Here is a 16,406-nt window from a genome sequence, read left to right as displayed (position 1 = left end):
GCGCCGGCTCAGTAGACCGGCGGCTCGCCCTCGGGCCGGGTCTTGAAGCGACGGTGCACCCAGTAGTACTGCGACGGCATGGCATCGATGTAGCCCTGCAGCCGCAGGTTCATGAGCGTGGTGTCGGCCATCACGTCGTCGCTCGGGAAGTCCTGCCAGGCCGGCAGGACCTCGATCTCGTAGCCGCCCGCCACCAGCCGCGACACCACCGGCACCACCTTGGCCCGGCCCAGCCGCGCGAAGCGCGAGAGCGACGGCACGGTCGAGGCCTGCACGCCGTAGAACGGCACGAAGACCGTCTGGTCGCGACCGAAATCCATGTCGGGCAGCAGGTACAGCAGGCCGCCCTTGCGCAGGCCCGACAGGATCGGCTTGATGCCGTCGACGCGGTTGAGCGTCTCGACGTTGCCGAAGCGCTGGCGGCCCTCGCGGATCCAGGCGTCGACCTGCGGATCGCGCTGGGTCGTGTAGATGGTGGTGGAGGGCCGCGCGGTGTGCATGGTCAGCGCGGTCGCCGCCGCATCGAGGCCGTAGAAGTGCGGCGCGAACAGGATCATGGGCGCGCTGCCGTGCGCGATCTCCTCGATCTCGGCCGCCGCGCCGACGACCCGCAGGCGCCGCGACACCACGCGCTCGGGCGCGTGCCAGAGCCAGCTGCGGTCGAGCCACGACTGGGCGACGAAGACGAAGGTCTCGCGCGCGATGCGCCGGCGCTCGGCCGCCGAGCGCTCGGGAAAGCACAGCGCCAGGTTGATGTCGACCACGCGGCGACGCGGCGTCGCCACGACATGCAGCACGCGGCCGAGCACGGCGCCGAAGCCGCGCACCACCGGCAGCGGCAGGTGCGCGAGCGCGCGCATGAAGGCGATGCCCAGCGACGACGACAGGCTCATGCGGCCGCCTTCCCGGCATCGTCCGCCGCTGCCGCGGCCCTGGGCTGCTTGTAGCGGGCGTAATCCCAGACGTACTGCTGAGGCAGGCGACGGATCAGGCGTTCGATGCCCTCGTTCATGGCGGCGGCGGCGGCCTCGGGCGCGGCCTCGGGATCGCTCATCGCGGTGCCGTCGAAGGGTTCGCAGCGGATCGCGTAGCCCGCGCCGCGCGGCAGCCGCTCGCACACGCCCAGGAAGACGCGCGCGCCGGTCTGCTGGGCCAGGCGCGGCAGCAGGGTCATGGTGTAGGCCGGTCGGCCGAAGAACGGCGCCCACACGCCCTGGCCGAGCGGCGGCACCTGGTCGGGCAGTACGCCGGTGTAGCCACCGGCGCGCAGGGCCCGCATCAGGCTGCGCACGCCCTTGACGCTGGTGGGCACCGTCTGCAGGCCGGCGCGATCGCGCGAGCCCTCCATGAGGCGCGCCATCCAGGCCTTGCGGGGCGGACGGAACAGCGCCGTCAGGGGTCCGTGGGTGTCGACCAGGCGCTCGGCCAGCGCCTGCCCGTACATCTCCCAGCTGCCCAGATGCGGCGTGACGATGATCACGCCGCGCCCCTCGGCCAGGGCGGCCTCGAAAGCCTCGAGGCCCTCCCAGCGCGCCACGCGCGGCAGCACGCTCTCGCCACGCGGTCGCGCCCACAGCCAGGGCAGTTCGGCCGCCATCGCCCCGGCCGCGCCGATGGCCGGGCGGTACTGGGCGGGCGTGAAGCCGGCGGCCTCGGCATTGGCGACGAAGCGCTGCCGATAGCGTGGCGAGGTCCACCAGACCAGCCAGCCGAAAGCGATGCCCAGGCGTTGCATCACGGGCAGTGGCACGCGGGCGAGCAGGCGAAACAGGACGACGAGCATCGAGACGGAACCGAAGAGAAGGAACGGCGAAAGAACGGCGACGGAATGGCGAAAGGAGGGGTGACGCGCGGCAAAGCCCTTTGGGAAAAGCACCATGCACGGCTCGAATAGAATCCAAATTGTCGCTGAGTTATGGAACTACTTGCAGGGCGACAAGCACATGAGCCCGGCGATTGTGCCCGGGCCGGAAACGGCCTTCTGCTAAAGCGTTCGCCAGGCTTGATCGCCGTCGGCAACGCGCCGACCCACCCGATTGGAGCCCCATCCCCATGGCGAACGATTTTCTCTTCACTTCCGAATCCGTCTCCGAAGGCCACCCCGACAAGGTCGCCGACCAGATCTCTGACGCGATCCTCGATGCGATCTTCGAGCAGGACCCGCTCAGCCGCGTCGCCGCCGAGACGCTGACCAACACCGGCCTCGTGGTGCTGGCCGGCGAGATCACCACCAACGCGCACGTCGACTACATCCAGGTCGCGCGCGACACCATCAAGCGCATCGGCTACGACAACACCGACTACGGCATCGACTACAAGGGCTGCGCGGTGATGGTCTGCTACGACAAGCAGTCCAACGACATCGCCCAGGGCGTCGACCACGCCTCCGACGACCACCTCAACACCGGCGCCGGCGACCAGGGCCTGATGTTCGGCTATGCCTGCGACGAGACGCCCGAGCTGATGCCCGCGCCGATCTACTATGCGCATCGGCTGGTCGAGCGCCAGGCGCAGCTGCGCAAGGACGGCCGCCTGCCCTTCCTGCGCCCGGATGCCAAGAGCCAGGTCACGATGCGCTATGTCGACGGCAAGCCCCACAGCATCGACACCGTGGTGCTCTCGACCCAACACCATCCCGACCAGAGCGAGAGCCCGACGAAGATGAAGGCCAGCTTCATCGAGGCCGTGATCGAGGAGATCATCAAGCCGGTTTGCCCCACGGAATGGCTCAAGGAGACGCGCTACCTGATCAATCCGACCGGCCGCTTCGTCATCGGCGGTCCGCAGGGCGACTGCGGCCTGACCGGGCGCAAGATCATCGTCGACACCTATGGCGGCGCCTGCCCGCACGGTGGTGGCGCGTTCTCGGGCAAGGATCCGAGCAAGGTCGACCGATCGGCCGCCTATGCCGCGCGTTACGTGGCCAAGAACGTCGTCGCCGCCGGCCTGGCGCGCCAGTGCCAGATCCAGGTCGCCTATGCCATCGGCGTGGCCCAGCCGATGAACATCACGGTCTACACCGAAGGCACCGGCGTGATCCCGGACGAGCGCATCGCCGCGCTGGTGCGCGAACACTTCGACCTGCGGCCCAAGGGCATCATCCAGATGCTCGACCTGCTGCGCCCGATCTACCGCAAGACCGCCGCCTATGGCCACTTCGGCCGCGAGGAGCCGGAGTTCACGTGGGAATCGACCAGCCAGGCCTCCGCCCTGCGGGCCGCCGCCGGCCTCTGAAGCGAAAGCCGGGACCGCCCGGCTTTTCTTCGATCCTCAGAACCGGTAGACGCCGCCGGCCCCGACGGTCCAGGTGCGCCCCGGCGCCGGCTCGTAGAACCGCGCATTGCCCTCGTTGACGATCACCGAGCCGACGATGTCGCGCGCGAACAGGTTGTCGATGCGCGCGAAGGCATTCCATTCCCAGCGCGCCACGCGCTTGACATAGCCCGCCTGCAGCGCCGCGACCGCGTAACCCGGCGCCTGGGCCGTGTTGGCGTCGTTGGCGGCGATGCGGCCGAGCGCGCGCAGCTCGGCGCCGGCGCGCCAGCCCTCGGGCGGCGCATAGCCATAGGAGACGAACAGCGCCTGCTTGGCGATGCCCGGGATGCGGCTGCCGGCGGCCACGGCATTGAAGGCATCGTCGTAGCGCGCGTCGAGCCAGGTGGCGGCGACCTGGGTGCGCCAGTGGCCCGCCGTCTCGTGCAGCCAGGCGATCTCGGCGCCCTCGCGCCTGGTGCGACCGGCATTGCGGAACGTGGCGCGGCCGCCGACGTTGGTGGCCGTGACGATCTCGTCGTCGGTGCGCGTCTGGAACACCGCGCCGGTCAGCAGGCCGCCGGCGAGGCGGGCCTTGGCGCCGGCCTCCAGGCTGCGGTTGACCGAGGGCTGGAGGGCGAAGTTCAACCCGCCCGTGCCGTCGGGACGGTAGGAGAGTTCGTTGAGCGTCGGCGTCTCGAAGCCGCGGCCGGCCGAGACATAGACATTCAGGTCCCGGTTCACGGCATAGCGCAGCGCGCCGGCCGGCAGGGTGCGGGCATAGCGCGCGTCGCCACTGTCGTCGCGATTGGCGCCGCGCACATAGCGGTCCTGCGAGTCGAAGCGCACGGTGCTGCGGCGCAGGCCGGCTTCCAGGCTCCAGCGCTCGGCGAAGTCCCAGCGCGTCTGCACGTAGGGATCGACGTTGGAGACCGTGTTGCGCTCGTCGCGCCGCAACGCGCCCTGCACGCCCAGGCGCCGGGGCGCCGTGGCCGCGCCCAGGAAGTTCTCGTAGCCGCGCCGGGTCTCGTCGAGCGTGTCGTAGGCCAGGCCGGCGGCCAGTTCGAACGGCCGGCCGGCGAGCTGCGTGCGCGTGGTCCAGCGGGCGTCGAAGCCGGCATAGCGCCGCTCCAGGTCGATCACGCCGCCCGCGCTCAGGGCGCCGATCTGCGCCGATGGCGGGATGGCCTGGAACTGCGTGGTGCGGCGCTCGCCGCCATACACCATCAGGCGCAGGTCGTTGGCGGCGTCGATGCGCTTCTCGTAGCGCAGGCCCAGCTGCGTCTGGTCGACCGTCTTGCGCGTGTCGTACTGGGTCGCCAGCGTGGCGCCGCGCCGGTCGCCGTCGAGCTGCGCCTGCGTCAGGCCCAGCGGGTCCTGCGCGTCGATGCGCACGCTGTTGGCCACCAGGGTGAGCCGGGCATCGTCCGCCAGCGCGATGCCGAACTTGCCGTTGACGATGTCGCGCGTGGCGGCGCTGTGGTCGCGATAGCCATCGGTGCGGAAGCGGCTCGCGCCCAGCACGTAGTCGATGGCGCCGCTCTGCCCGCTGGCCGTGGCGCCGGCGCGCCAGGTGCCGTCGCTGCCGCCGGCGACCGAGAAGCCCAGGCGCGGGGGCGCTTCGCCATCCTGCGTGAAGACCTGGATCACGCCGCCCGACGAGTTGCCATAGAGCGCCGAGAACGGACCCCGCAGCACCTCCACGCGATCGGCGGTGCCGATGTCGATGTTGGAGCTCTGGCCCTGGCCGTCGGGCAGGGTCGCCGGGATGCCGTCGACGTAGAGCCGCACGCCGCGCAGGCCGAAGGTGGAGCGCGCGCCGAAGCCCCGGATCGAGATCTGCAGGTCCTGCGCGTAGTTCTGCCGGTTCTGCACCTGCAGCCCCGGCACCACGCCCAGGCTCTCCGACAGGTTGACCTGCAGCCGGCCGTCGCGCAGCTGCTGGCGGTCGACCAGGTCGATCGAGCCCGGGACGTCGAACGGCGCGGCGGCGCCACGCGGCGTCGAGACGGTCACGGTGCCCAGCGTGGGCACGCCACCGGCGGTCCCGGCATCGGCGGCATCGGTGGTCGGTGGCGGAACGGAGCGGGGCGCGGCGACGTTGCCGCCCGGCACGGCGACATCGGACTGCGCATGGAGCGCGGAGGCGGAGAGCAATGCGGTCACGACCGCGGCGAGTTTCTTCATCCCTCCGATTCTGTCGGTGCCCCCCGCAGCGCCGCTGCCAGATGGCGCGCCGTCCGGCTCCCGGAGGCGCGGGCGACCTCGGGCGGCGGACCGGCGGCCACGATGCGGCCCCCCGCCCCGCCCGCGCCCGGCCCGACATCGATCACCCAGTCGCTCGCCGCCACCACCCGCATCTCGTGCTCCACCACGACCACCGTGTTGCCGGCCTCGATCAGGCGATCGAACTGCGCCATCAGGCGGTCCACGTCGGAGGGATGCAGGCCGGTGGTCGGCTCGTCCAGCACGTAGAGCGTGTCGCCGCGCTGCGCGCGCTGCAGCTCGGTCGCCAGCTTGATGCGCTGGGCCTCGCCGCCCGAGAGCTCCGTCGCCGGCTGACCCAGCCGCAGATAGCCCAGGCCGATGGCCTGCAGCAAGGCCAGCGGGCGCCGCACGGCCGCCTCGTCGGCGAAGAACTCGCAGGCCTCGTCCACCGTCATGCGCAGCACCTCGGCGATGTCGCGCTCCCGCCACCGGACCTCGAGCGTGGCGGCGTTGTAGCGCGCGCCCTGGCAGGTCGGACAGGGCGCGTAGACGCTGGGCATGAAGAGCAGCTCGACGCTGACGAAGCCCTCGCCTTCGCAGGTCGGGCAGCGCCCCTTCTCGACGTTGAAGGAGAAGCGCCCGGCGTCGAAGTCCCGCGCCCGCGCCTCGGGTGTGGCGGCGAAGAGCTTGCGCACGGCATCGAACAGGCCGGTGTAGGTGGCGAGGTTGGAGCGCGGCGTGCGGCCGATCGGCTTCTGGTCGACGCGCACCAGGCGGCGGATGCCCTCGGCGCCGCCCGCGATGTGGCCGGCCACGACCCCGGTCGGCGTGCCCGGCGCCTCGCCCTCCCCGGCTTCCTCGTCGGCCGCCGGGGCTTCCTGTCCCAGGTGCGCCGCCATCAGTTCGACCAGCGACTGGCTGACCAGGCTCGACTTGCCCGAGCCCGACACGCCCGTCACGGTGGTCAGCACGCCGAGCGGAAAGGCGGCGCTCACGTGGTCGAGGTTGTTGCGCACGATGCCTTCGAGCCGCAGCCAGCCGCCCGGCGCGCGTGGCGCGCGGGGAGCCGGCGCGCGCTCGTCGAACAGATAGCGTGCCGTGAGCGACGCCGCGACCTCGCGCAACCCGTCGGGCGGCCCGCTGTAGAGCACCTCGCCACCCCGCTCGCCCGCGCCCGGCCCGACGTCGACGAGCCAGTCGGCGGTCCGCATGACGGCCAGGTCGTGCTCGACGACGAAGAGCGAGTTGCCCGCGCGCTTGAGCTGCGCCAGGGCGTCGAGCAGCGCCTCGGCATCGGCCGGGTGCAGGCCGGCCGATGGCTCGTCGAGCACGTAGACGACGCCGAAGAGATTGGAGCGGATCTGCGTGGCAAGGCGCAGCCGCTGCAATTCGCCCGGCGACAGGGTCGGCGTGGCGCGCTCGAGCGACAGGTAGCCCAGGCCCAGCGCGCACAGCGTGTCGACGCGGGCCAGCACCTCCTGCGCGATGCGCTGCGCCGCGATGCGCTTCTCCTGCGACAGGTGCGAGGTGCGCCGGACATCGGGCGCGGCCTCGTGCGCGGCGCCACCGGCCGCCACGCGGCGCGCGGTGGCACGCCGGGCACTGGCGCGGTCGAGCGCGGCCGTCGGCGCCTCCACCGGCGACTCGCCCGCCGCCGCCGGGCCGAGCACGTGCGCCAGACGATCCAGCGGCAGGCGCGACAGCTCGGCGATGTCGAGACCGGCGAAGGTCACGCCCAGGGCCTCGCGCTTGAGCCGCCTGCCCTGGCATTCCGGGCAGACGCTGCCGGTCATGAACTGCGCCACGCGCTTCTTCATCAGGGCGCTCTGGGTGGTGGCGAAGGTGTGCTGCACGTACTTGCGCGCACCGATGAAGGTGCCCTGGTAGCTCGGCTCCGCCTTGGCGCGCAGGGCGCGGCGGACCTCGGCGGGCGTGAAGCCGGCGTACACCGGCACGGTCGGCTGCTCGTCGGTGAACAGGATCCAGTCGCGCGTCTTCCTCGGCAGCTCGCGCCACGGCGTGTCGACGTCGTGGCCGAGCGTGACCAGGATGTCGCGCAGGTTCTGGCCCTGCCAGGCCGACGGCCAGGCGGCGACCGCGCGCTCGCGGATGGTCAGCGAATCGTCCGGCACCATCGACCGCTCGGTCACCTCGTAGACGTGGCCCAGCCCGTGGCAGACCGGGCAGGCGCCCTGGACCGTGTTGGGCGAGAAGTCCTCGGCGTACAGCATGGCCTGCGTGTCCGGATAGCGGCCGGCGCGCGAATACAGCAGGCGCAGCAGGCTCGACAGCGTCGTCAGGCTGCCGACCGAGGAACGCGCTCCCGGCGTGCCACGCTGCTGCTGCAGGGCCACGGCCGGCGGCAGGCCGTCGATGGCATCCACCGCCGGCACGCCGACCTGGTCGATCAGCCGGCGCGCATAGGGCGCCACCGATTCGAAGTAGCGGCGCTGCGCCTCGGCATACAGCGTGCCGAAGGCCAGCGACGACTTGCCCGAGCCCGACACGCCGGTGAACACCACCAGGGCATCGCGCGGGATGTCGACATCGACGTTCTTCAGGTTGTGCTCGCGCGCGCCACGGACGCGGACGAAGCCGGTGGACGGGAAGGTGGCGGGAGCCGTGGAGGCGGTGGCAGCGGCGGGGGTGGCACCGGTCGGCCGGGGGATGCGTGTGTTCATGGCGGGGCAAGGAAAAAGCCGCCCGAAGGCGGCTTGGCTGTCGACGGCGGCAGTCCCGGAGCCGGCGGCCGCGAGCGGTGCCGGAAGGGACTGCCGAAGGCGCGGTCAGCTGCGGGCGCGGGCCTGGTCGCGCAGGGCCTTCATCTCGTCATGGTTGCGCTGGGCGCCATCGGCCTGCTTCTGCACCACGGCGCGGACGTCGGCCGGCAGCTGGTTCTTCAGTGCCTTGCGATAGCGCGCCAGTGAGGCGTCCTCGCCGCGTTCGACTTCCTCGAGGATCGATTCCTCGCTGTCGGCGCCGACGGCGCCCTTGACCTTGACCCAGCCGCGATGCAGCGCGCCACCGGCGGTGCCGCCATCGGCGGGCGTGCCGCCATATTGCGTCACCAGCGGCACCAGTTCGGCGGCGGCGGCGGCGCAGGCGCTGGCGCGCTCGCTGAACACCTGCTTCAGGCGCGCGGTCTCGACCTGCTCGGCGCTGACCTTGAAGCCCTCGGCGCCATCGCGCGAGTTCTCGATCAGGTCGTTGAGCACATCGACCACCTCGTCGTTGGCGAGCGGCTCGCCGGTGCCGTCATAGACGTCGCCGGCGCCGAGCGCGGCAGTGGAGCCCACGGTGGTGCCGGCGCGTGCCGTGTTGACGGTGCCGTCGAGGTCGGCATCGGTGGCGCTGAAGTAGGTGCGGTCGGCGCGCTCCCAGGCGGCGCGGGTGGCGGGACGGGCCTGCTCCCAGTCGAGACCCGAGGCACCGCGACGGCTCGACCACTCGTCGGCCAGCGAAGGCTCGACGGCATCGAACGTATCGCCGCGCGATGCCCGCGTCGACCAGCCCATCTCGTAGGCCGGACCGTAGTCGTCGTAGCTGCTGCCCGGCTGCACATAGGCTTCGCGGTTGTAGCTCTCGCGCCAGTAGGCATCCTCCGCCGTCGGATTGACGTTCTCGGCGACGGCCTTGCCGCCCAGCCCGCCGACCACCGCGCCGGCCACCAGGCCGACCACCGTGCCGACCGGACCGGCCAGGGAGCCCGCAGCCGCGCCCGCCAGCGCGCCACCGGTGGCGCCGACGCCCGTGCCCACGGGGTGCGAGCCCGGTGCGCCGGTGATCGGATCGCGATTCATGTCGGTGGCATCGCCAGCGGTGGTACCGCGCGAAAGATCGTTCTGATTGGCCATGAAGGTCTCCTTGAAAAGCAGTGGCAGAAGAGGAAGGCGACATCCCGGATCCGTCCCTTCAGGGCACGGGAGCGAGGGAAATCGGCTGTCGAAAGATTCATCCTTGGACCATGCCTGGCGCCGCCGAGTCATCCGCATCGGACGGCGCGTGTAAGGGATCGCCTGATCGCCGGGTCCCGTGCGCTCTTGAAATCGTGATGAATGCCCTTATCATTGGCACTCACCGAAGCAGAGTGCTAACAGCAACCCTGCCTTCGGCCGAAGTCGATCCGGGCGCAGCGTCCGTGGTCGCAGAAACCCAACCCCATTGCACATCCAGGAGATGCTATGAACCTTCGTCCTTTGGCCGATCGCGTGATCGTCAAGCGTGTTGACAGCGAAACCAAGACCGCCTCCGGCATCGTCATCCCCGACGCCGCCGCCGAAAAGCCCGATCAGGGCGAAGTCCTGGCCGTCGGCCCGGGCAAGCGCAACGACAAGGGCGAGCTCTCGGCCCTGACCGTGCGCGTCGGCGATCGCGTCCTGTTCGGCAAGTACAGCGGCCAGACCGTCAAGGTCGGCGGCGACGAGCTGCTGGTCATGAAGGAAGACGACCTGTTCGCGGTCGTCGAGAAGTAAGCAGTCCGCTTCCTCTCCCGCGCTTCCTTTCCATCCCCCCAATTACTGAATCCGGAGAATCAACATGGCAGCAAAAGACGTCGTTTTCGGCGGCGAAGCCCGCGCACGCATGGTCGAGGGTGTGAACATCCTGGCCAACGCGGTCAAGGTGACCCTGGGCCCCAAGGGCCGCAACGTGGTGCTCGAGCGTTCGTTCGGCGCCCCCACCGTGACCAAGGACGGTGTGTCCGTGGCCAAGGAAATCGAACTCAAGGACAAGCTGCAGAACATGGGCGCCCAGCTCGTGAAGGAAGTGGCCTCCAAGACCAGCGACAACGCCGGTGACGGCACCACCACCGCGACCGTGCTGGCCCAGGCCATCGTGCGCGAAGGCTTCAAGTACGTGGCCGCCGGCATCAACCCGATGGACCTCAAGCGCGGCATCGACAAGGCCGTCACGGCCCTGGTCGAAGAGCTGAAGAAGGCTTCCAAGCCGACCACCACGTCGAAGGAAATCGCCCAGGTCGGCTCGATCTCCGCCAACAGCGACGAGACCATCGGCAAGCTCATCGCCGATGCGATGGACAAGGTCGGCAAGGAAGGCGTCATCACCGTCGAGGACGGCAAGAGCCTGGACAGCGAACTCGACGTCGTCGAAGGCATGCAGTTCGACCGTGGCTACCTGTCGCCCTACTTCATCAACAACCCGGAAAAGCAGTCGGCGATCCTGGACAACCCCTTCGTGCTGCTCTACGACAAGAAGATCAGCAACATCCGTGACCTCCTGCCGACGCTGGAACAGGTCGCGAAGTCGGGCCGTCCGCTGCTGATCATCGCGGAAGAAGTCGAGGGCGAAGCCCTGGCGACCCTGGTCGTGAACACGATCCGCGGCATCCTGAAGGTCGTGGCCGTCAAGGCTCCGGGCTTCGGCGACCGTCGCAAGGCCATGCTGGAAGACATCGCCATCCTGACGGGCGGCAAGGTCATTGCCGAGGAAGTCGGCCTGACGCTGGAGAAGGTCACCCTGGCCGACCTCGGCTCGGCGCAGCGCATCGAAGTGGGCAAGGAAAACACGATCATCATCGACGGCGCCGGCGCCGCCAATGACATCGAAGCCCGCGTCAAGCAGGTCCGTGTCCAGATCGAGGAAGCCTCGAGCGACTACGACCGCGAGAAGCTGCAGGAACGCGTGGCCAAGCTGGCCGGCGGCGTGGCCGTCATCAAGGTCGGTGCCGCCACCGAAGTCGAGATGAAGGAAAAGAAGGCCCGCGTCGAAGACGCCCTGCACGCCACGCGTGCGGCGGTGGAAGAAGGCGTGGTCGCCGGTGGCGGCGTGGCGCTGCTGCGTGCCAAGCAGGCCGTGGGCGACTCGGTCAAGGGCGACAACGCCGACCAGGACGCCGGCATCAAGCTGGTGATGAAGGCCGTCGAAGCGCCCCTGCGCGAGATCGTCAACAACGCCGGCGGCGAAGCCTCGGTGGTCGTGAACGCGGTGCTGGCCGGCAAGGGCAACTACGGCTTCAACGCCGCCAACGACACGTATGGCGACATGCTCGAGCTGGGCATCCTGGACCCGACGAAGGTCACCCGCACCGCGCTGCAGAACGCCGCATCGGTCGCTTCCCTGCTGCTGACGACCGAAGCCATGGTCGCCGAGGCACCGAAGGACGAAGCTGGCGCCGGCGGCGGCGGCATGCCCGACATGGGTGGCATGGGCGGCATGGGCGGCATGGGGATGTAACTTTCGCTCGCCCCCAGGCTGCGCGGCACTTCGTGTCCGCTGCGCCTACCCCCTACCGGGGGCAGCACCTGCGGTCTGGCGGAGCCAGTCCCGCGGTGCTCGCGAACAGAAAAAGCCCTGCAGCTTGCGCTGGCAGGGCTTTTTCTTTGGGGTGCGGGGGCGGTGGTGGTCAGCCCAGGGGGTCGACGACGAAGGCGGGCATGGGGAGGTCGTGGTCGCGCGCCTTGCAAAACTGCTCGGCGGTGTCGAGGGCCTCGGCGATCGTCACGTGCATGTCGATGTAGCGATAGGTGCCCAGGCGGCCGACGAACGTCACCTTGGACTCGGCGCGGGCGAGCTCGATGTAGCGTGACAGCAGGGTCTTCTCCGCCACCATCCGGATCGGGTAGTACGGCGTGTCGGCCTCCTCGCAGAAGCGGCTGTATTCCTTGAAGACGACGGTCTTCTCGTGCGACTCCCAGGGTGCGAAGTGCTTGTGCTCGGAGATCCGGGTCCACGGCACCGCGAGGTCGCCATAGTTGATGACGGCATTGCCCTGGTAGTCGCCCACGTGGTCCTCGCGCACAAAGTCCAGTGTGCGATAGCCCAGGCGGCCTTCCCCGTAGCCGAACCAGGCGTCGATCGGACCGCTGTAGAACACGTGGTCGTAGTCGCTGGCCGCGTCGCGCTCGAAGCGCGTGCCCAGGTGCAGATGGATGTCCGGATGGTCCAGCATCCGCTCCACGATCGCCGTGTAGCCGTCGCGCGGAATGCCCTGCCACCGGCTGGCGTAGTAGTTGTCGTCGTAATTGAAGCGCACCGGCAGGCGCTTGAGGATGCTCGCGGGCAGCCGGGTGGGCGACATGCCCCACTGCTTGGTGGTGTAGCCCTCGAAGAAGGCCTCGTAGAGTTCACGCCCCATGAGCGAGAGGGCCTGCTCCTCGAAGTTGGCCGGCGACGCGATGCTGTGGTCGCCGATCTGCTCGAAGAAGGCCGCCGCCTCGGCCGGCGAGAACGTCTTGCCGAAGAACTGGTTGATCGTCAGCAGGTTGAGCGGCAGCGAGAACACGCGTCCGCCGGTGATCGCCTTGACGCGATTGACGAAGGGCACGAACTCGCCGAAGCGCCGCACATAGTCCCAGACCCGCTCGTTGCTGGTGTGGAAGATATGCGGGCCATAGGTGTGCAGCATCACGCCGGTCGCGGCATCGCGTTCGGTGTGGCAGTTGCCGGCGACATGCGGCCGGGTGTCGAAGACATCGACGCGGCAGCCGGCGCGGGCCAGTTCCTGGGCCAGCACGGCACCGGAGAAACCGGCACCGGCGATGGCGATGTGGGTCATGGATGAAAAGATCGAAAGGAAGAAGACAACGGAAAGGGAATGGAGATGGCACCGACGCGGATCAGGCCTGCGCCGTGTCCGACTCCTCGACACCGACCGTGCGCTCGGCAGCGGCATCGTCGAAGCGGCTCAGCAGTTCCTGCATGGCGGCGGCGGTGCGGTCCCACGACGTGCCGGCCACGACCAGGGCGGCGGAGGCCCGGAAGCTCAGGCGCGCGCTGTCGTCCCAGGCCAGGATGCGCTCGCAGGCCACGACGAATTCGGCCGGTGTCGCCGCAATGGGCACCACGGCGGCGTATTGCTGCGCCACGTCGCGCACCGGCGTGCTGACGATCGGCTTGCCGGCCGCCAGGTACTCGAGCGTCTTGGTGGGACTGATGAAACGCGTCGACGCGTTCAGCGCGAAAGGCATCAGGCAGACGTCCCACCCGGACAGGAAGGCCGGCAGTTCGTCGTAGCGGCGCTGGCCCATCCAGTGGATGTTGGGACGCTGGGGCAGGCTGGCCGGATCGATCTTGACGACCGGCCCGACCATCACCACCTGCCACTCCGGATGCGCATCGGCCACGGCGGCCACCAGGCCCAGGTCCAGGCGTTCGTCGATGACGCCGTAGTAGCCCAGGCGCGGATGCGCGATGGCGAGCTGGTCGGGATGGTCCGGGACGTCGCGCCGGCCGAAATGGGCCTGGTCGACGCTGCTCGGAAAGCAATGCACGTCCGGATGGCGCGCGCGCTTGGATTCGTAGAGGCTGCGGCCACCGGTGAAGACCAGGTCGACGGCGTCGAACATGGCGTTCTCGCGCTCGATCAGGGCCGGCGGCGCGAAATCGAAGGCCGCCAGCTCGTCCATGCAGTCGTAGACCATGCCGCACGGCGTCAACCCATCGGCCAGCGGGAAGGCCAGCGGCGTGTAGAACCAGAGCAGGTAGTCGTCGATGCGCTGTTCGCGCAGATAGCCATCCAGCAATTCGCCCAGCCCGGCCATGTGCTCGTCGTGGAAGCCATGGGCCTGGCCCGGCAGGTGCATGCGCAGCACCACCACGCCGGCGCACGGGCTGTGCTGTTCCAGCCAGGGCCGCTCGGCGCCGGGCATGGGTTCCTCGACGAACACGACGGGATGGCGCGCGGCCAGCCGCGACATCAGCTGCTGGGGCCGCTGGTAGACGAAATCCCAGCGCAGGTGGGAGAAGACGACGAGGCTTGTCATGGTGGTTCTTTGCCTGTGGATTGGAGGAAGGGAGGAGGAACTCGCGAGCACGTGCTGCCAGTGGCGCAGGCGGTCGGCATAGGGTTGGCAGAGCCGGCGCGTGAAGTCGCCGGCATCGGCGCCGGGCACGTCCCACAGGCCGCTGTGGTGCCAGTGGCCGGCGTCCTGCCAGTCCGGACGGTCGATCACCGGATACAGGCACAGGCCGCCGATCGGAATGCGGCGGGCCTGGCACTCGAGGACCTCGGCGCCCATGTGGTCGAGCCACGCATCGCGGCCCTGCCCGATGTGACCGGTCTCGGAAATGCACATCGGCCGGCCATAGCGCTGCCAAAGGGCGCCCGCCAGCTCGGCGAAGGAGCGGCGGCGGCGGTCGCCGAGATGCCAGTGCAGGCGCGCGCCGGTGCCGGCCTCCCACTGGTTGTCGTGGTAGTAGTTCAGGCCCAGCACATCGAGATATCGCGGGGCGCCACCGAGTTCGGGCGCGGCGCGGCCGGCGATCATGTCCCAGGCCTCGAACTGGTGGGCATGCGCATGCCGCGCCGCGGCGCTGGCCGCCGGACCCGCGCCCAGTGGCGGCTCGATATGGATCACCGGATCGGTATGCACGATGCGCGCCGAGGGCTCGACGGCCCAGACCGCATCGCACGCCCGCAATGTGGCGCGCACCAGCACGTGCTTCAGGCGCTCGCCGTTGCCGGGCGCCGATGGCACGTGCGGATGGATGAGTCCGGTGCTGGAGGCGGCCCATGCCAGGAAAGAGATCTCGTTGACCGGCTGGTAGGCCGGTCGTGGTCCCTCGATGGCGGCCAGTCGCCCGACCAGTCGCGCGCAGTGGGCGGCGAAGGCATCGACGAACTCGTCGGGCCGCTCGAACGGATCCAGCCCGGCCGGCCAGCCATAGTGCATGAGGGTCCAGATGACCTGGATGCCATGGGCGGCGGCACACCGGGCCTGCGCCTCGATCGCGCGCCAGCCGGCTTCGCCACGTTCGTGCAGATGGCGCCAGCCCGCGCTCTCGCGCACGGTGCGGATGCCGCGCGCCGCCAGCGCCGCATAGTCCTCGTCCAGGTGCGTGTCGTGGCCATTGCGCGCGTGGGTGTCCAGCGGTTGCCCGAAGCCGTTGACATGGTCGGCGCCCTCGAAGCCACCGATCCAGAAGCTGTCGAACAAGGGAGCCAGCGGATGCGATCCCTCGGCTGTGGGCCGGGTGGCGTTCCGGTCGTTCGCGAGCCGATGAAGATCGGCCCTGGAGACAGCATGGGAAGGTGGATGAGGAGAAGAATGCATGAAACGTGATGAGCGGGAAGCCTTCCTCGCAGAGGAACAATCGACTAGGAATCGGCTCATTTCTGTAGGCCACCGGCCGCATGCCCGTAGGTTTCGTGCTCAAAAATCGTCAAACTCCTAAAAATCCACCCCCCATGACTTCGCCCCTGCCCTCTTCCTCCAGCTCCCTTCCCCAGCGCCTGTCGGTCCTCGGCCGACGCTCGTGGCTGGGCCTGTGCGCCGTCGCGGCCTCGGCGGTGGTGTGGCATGCGATGCCCTCCATGGCGGCGGAGTCGGCGGTCGCCATCCCGCCGCCGGCGAGCGACGTCGGCGTGGCATCGGGCGGCTCCGCATCGGCGACGGCGGTGTTCGCCGGTGGCTGCTTCTGGGGCGTGCAGGCCGTGTTCCAGCATGTCGAGGGCGTAAGCGGCGCGGTCTCGGGCTATGCCGGCGGCACGCAGAAGTCGGCCACCTACGAGGCGGTGGGCATGGGCGACACCGGCCATGCCGAGGCGGTGCGCATCACCTACGACCCGCGCAAGGTCAGCTACGGACGGCTGCTGCAGATCTACTTCTCGGTCGCCCACGACCCGACCGAACTGAACCGGCAAGGACCCGACACCGGCACCCAGTACCGCTCGACCGTGTTCCCGCAGGATGCCGAGCAGGAGCGCGTGACGCGGGACTACATCGGGCAGCTCGATGGCGCCCGGGTCTTCGGGCGTGGGATCGCCACCACGATCGAGACGGGCAAGGCCTTCTACCCGGCCGAGGCCTATCACCAGGACTTCCTGGCGCGCCATCCCGACCACCCCTACATCGCGATCAACGACGCTCCCAAGGTCAGGAACCTGGAGCGGATGTTCCCGGCCGAATGGCGCGCCCAGCCCGTGCTGGTCGGCGTCGGCGCCAATGTGCGCAAGCCCGCCCGCGCCGCCCTGGACCTGTGAGGCGGAC

Annotated in this window: 11 protein-coding genes; 4 read left to right on the top strand and 7 right to left on the bottom strand. The window is 69.7% G+C overall.

Translation table 11 applies throughout. The features are described 5' to 3' along the window. Positions 1-8 precede the first annotated feature (8 nt). Positions 9-893, bottom strand: a complete 885-nt coding sequence (locus tag AC1MLT_RS15170) for an LpxL/LpxP family acyltransferase (RefSeq protein WP_481033024.1) — start codon at positions 891-893, stop codon at positions 9-11. Further along, positions 890-1,783 (bottom strand): lysophospholipid acyltransferase family protein, encoded by an 894-nt coding sequence (locus tag AC1MLT_RS15165; protein WP_481033023.1) that lies wholly within the window; start codon positions 1,781-1,783, stop codon positions 890-892. The genes AC1MLT_RS15170 and AC1MLT_RS15165 overlap by 4 nt, the downstream gene beginning before the upstream one ends. A gap of 269 nt (positions 1,784-2,052) precedes the next feature. On the opposite strand from AC1MLT_RS15165, the gene metK reads away from it, so the two are divergent. Beyond that, complete coding sequence (metK, locus tag AC1MLT_RS15160; protein ID WP_481033022.1) at positions 2,053-3,234, top strand: methionine adenosyltransferase; 1,182 nt, start codon at positions 2,053-2,055, stop codon at positions 3,232-3,234. Between the two features lie 36 nt (positions 3,235-3,270). Here metK and AC1MLT_RS15155 read toward each other — a convergent pair whose 3' ends face one another. The 3 genes from AC1MLT_RS15155 to AC1MLT_RS15145 all read right to left on the bottom strand — a co-directional run bounded on the left by AC1MLT_RS15155 (position 3,271) and on the right by AC1MLT_RS15145 (position 9,314). Beyond that, positions 3,271-5,439, bottom strand: coding sequence for a TonB-dependent receptor family protein (locus AC1MLT_RS15155; RefSeq protein WP_481033021.1), 2,169 nt, complete (start codon positions 5,437-5,439; stop codon positions 3,271-3,273). Next, a complete protein-coding gene (locus AC1MLT_RS15150; protein ID WP_481033020.1) occupies positions 5,436-8,141 on the bottom strand; it encodes an excinuclease ABC subunit UvrA in 2,706 nt (901 codons plus the stop codon). The genes AC1MLT_RS15155 and AC1MLT_RS15150 overlap by 4 nt, the downstream gene beginning before the upstream one ends. A 105-nt stretch (positions 8,142-8,246) precedes the next feature. Beyond that, positions 8,247-9,314 carry a ferritin-like domain-containing protein gene (locus AC1MLT_RS15145; RefSeq protein WP_481033019.1) on the bottom strand — a complete coding sequence of 356 codons (1,068 nt, stop codon included), beginning with the start codon at positions 9,312-9,314 and terminating at the stop codon, positions 8,247-8,249. Positions 9,315-9,641: 327 nt separating this feature from the next. Between AC1MLT_RS15145 and AC1MLT_RS15140 the strand changes: the two genes are divergently transcribed. Both AC1MLT_RS15140 and groL read left to right on the top strand, forming a co-directional pair. Continuing rightward, positions 9,642-9,932: a co-chaperone GroES gene (locus tag AC1MLT_RS15140; RefSeq protein ID WP_481033018.1), complete on the top strand. Its 291-nt coding sequence runs from the start codon at positions 9,642-9,644 to the stop codon at positions 9,930-9,932. 64 nt (positions 9,933-9,996) lie between these two features. Further along, positions 9,997-11,652 carry a chaperonin GroEL gene (groL, locus tag AC1MLT_RS15135; protein ID WP_481033017.1) on the top strand — a complete coding sequence of 552 codons (1,656 nt, stop codon included), beginning with the start codon at positions 9,997-9,999 and terminating at the stop codon, positions 11,650-11,652. 169 nt (positions 11,653-11,821) lie between these two features. On the opposite strand, the gene glf is transcribed toward groL, so the two are convergent. Together glf and AC1MLT_RS15125 are read right to left on the bottom strand one after the other, a co-directional pair. After that, a complete protein-coding gene (glf, locus tag AC1MLT_RS15130) occupies positions 11,822-12,973 on the bottom strand; it encodes a UDP-galactopyranose mutase (RefSeq protein WP_481033016.1) in 1,152 nt (383 codons plus the stop codon). A 61-nt stretch (positions 12,974-13,034) separates the two neighbouring features. Then, positions 13,035-15,353, bottom strand: coding sequence for a glycosyltransferase (locus AC1MLT_RS15125; RefSeq protein WP_481033015.1), 2,319 nt, complete (start codon positions 15,351-15,353; stop codon positions 13,035-13,037). A gap of 251 nt (positions 15,354-15,604) precedes the next feature. Between AC1MLT_RS15125 and msrA the strand changes: the two genes are divergently transcribed. Next, complete coding sequence (gene msrA / locus AC1MLT_RS15120) at positions 15,605-16,399, top strand: peptide-methionine (S)-S-oxide reductase MsrA (protein WP_481033014.1); 795 nt, start codon at positions 15,605-15,607, stop codon at positions 16,397-16,399. The last annotated feature ends 7 nt before the right edge of the window (positions 16,400-16,406 follow it).

It is taken from the genome of Variovorax sp. PEI5 (genome assembly GCF_056679935.1).
The sequence above is the reverse complement of the archived record's forward strand: the minus strand, read 5'-3'. Positions and strand labels throughout refer to the sequence as shown.

Bases quoted from the DNA above. Each gene is read 5' to 3' on its own strand.
- AC1MLT_RS15150 (WP_481033020.1), bottom strand. From the start codon at position 8,141: ATGAACACACGCATCCCCCGGCCGACCGGTGCCACCCCCGCCGCTGCC.
- AC1MLT_RS15165 (WP_481033023.1), bottom strand. From the start codon at position 1,783: ATGCTCGTCGTCCTGTTTCGCCTGCTCGCCCGCGTGCCACTGCCCGTG.
- msrA (WP_481033014.1), top strand. From the start codon at position 15,605: ATGACTTCGCCCCTGCCCTCTTCCTCCAGCTCCCTTCCCCAGCGCCTG.
- AC1MLT_RS15170 (WP_481033024.1), bottom strand. From the start codon at position 893: ATGAGCCTGTCGTCGTCGCTGGGCATCGCCTTCATGCGCGCGCTCGCG.
- AC1MLT_RS15140 (WP_481033018.1), top strand. From the start codon at position 9,642: ATGAACCTTCGTCCTTTGGCCGATCGCGTGATCGTCAAGCGTGTTGAC.
- AC1MLT_RS15145 (WP_481033019.1), bottom strand. From the start codon at position 9,314: ATGGCCAATCAGAACGATCTTTCGCGCGGTACCACCGCTGGCGATGCC.
- metK (WP_481033022.1), top strand. From the start codon at position 2,053: ATGGCGAACGATTTTCTCTTCACTTCCGAATCCGTCTCCGAAGGCCAC.
- AC1MLT_RS15155 (WP_481033021.1), bottom strand. From the start codon at position 5,439: ATGAAGAAACTCGCCGCGGTCGTGACCGCATTGCTCTCCGCCTCCGCG.
- glf (WP_481033016.1), bottom strand. From the start codon at position 12,973: ATGACCCACATCGCCATCGCCGGTGCCGGTTTCTCCGGTGCCGTGCTG.
- groL (WP_481033017.1), top strand. From the start codon at position 9,997: ATGGCAGCAAAAGACGTCGTTTTCGGCGGCGAAGCCCGCGCACGCATG.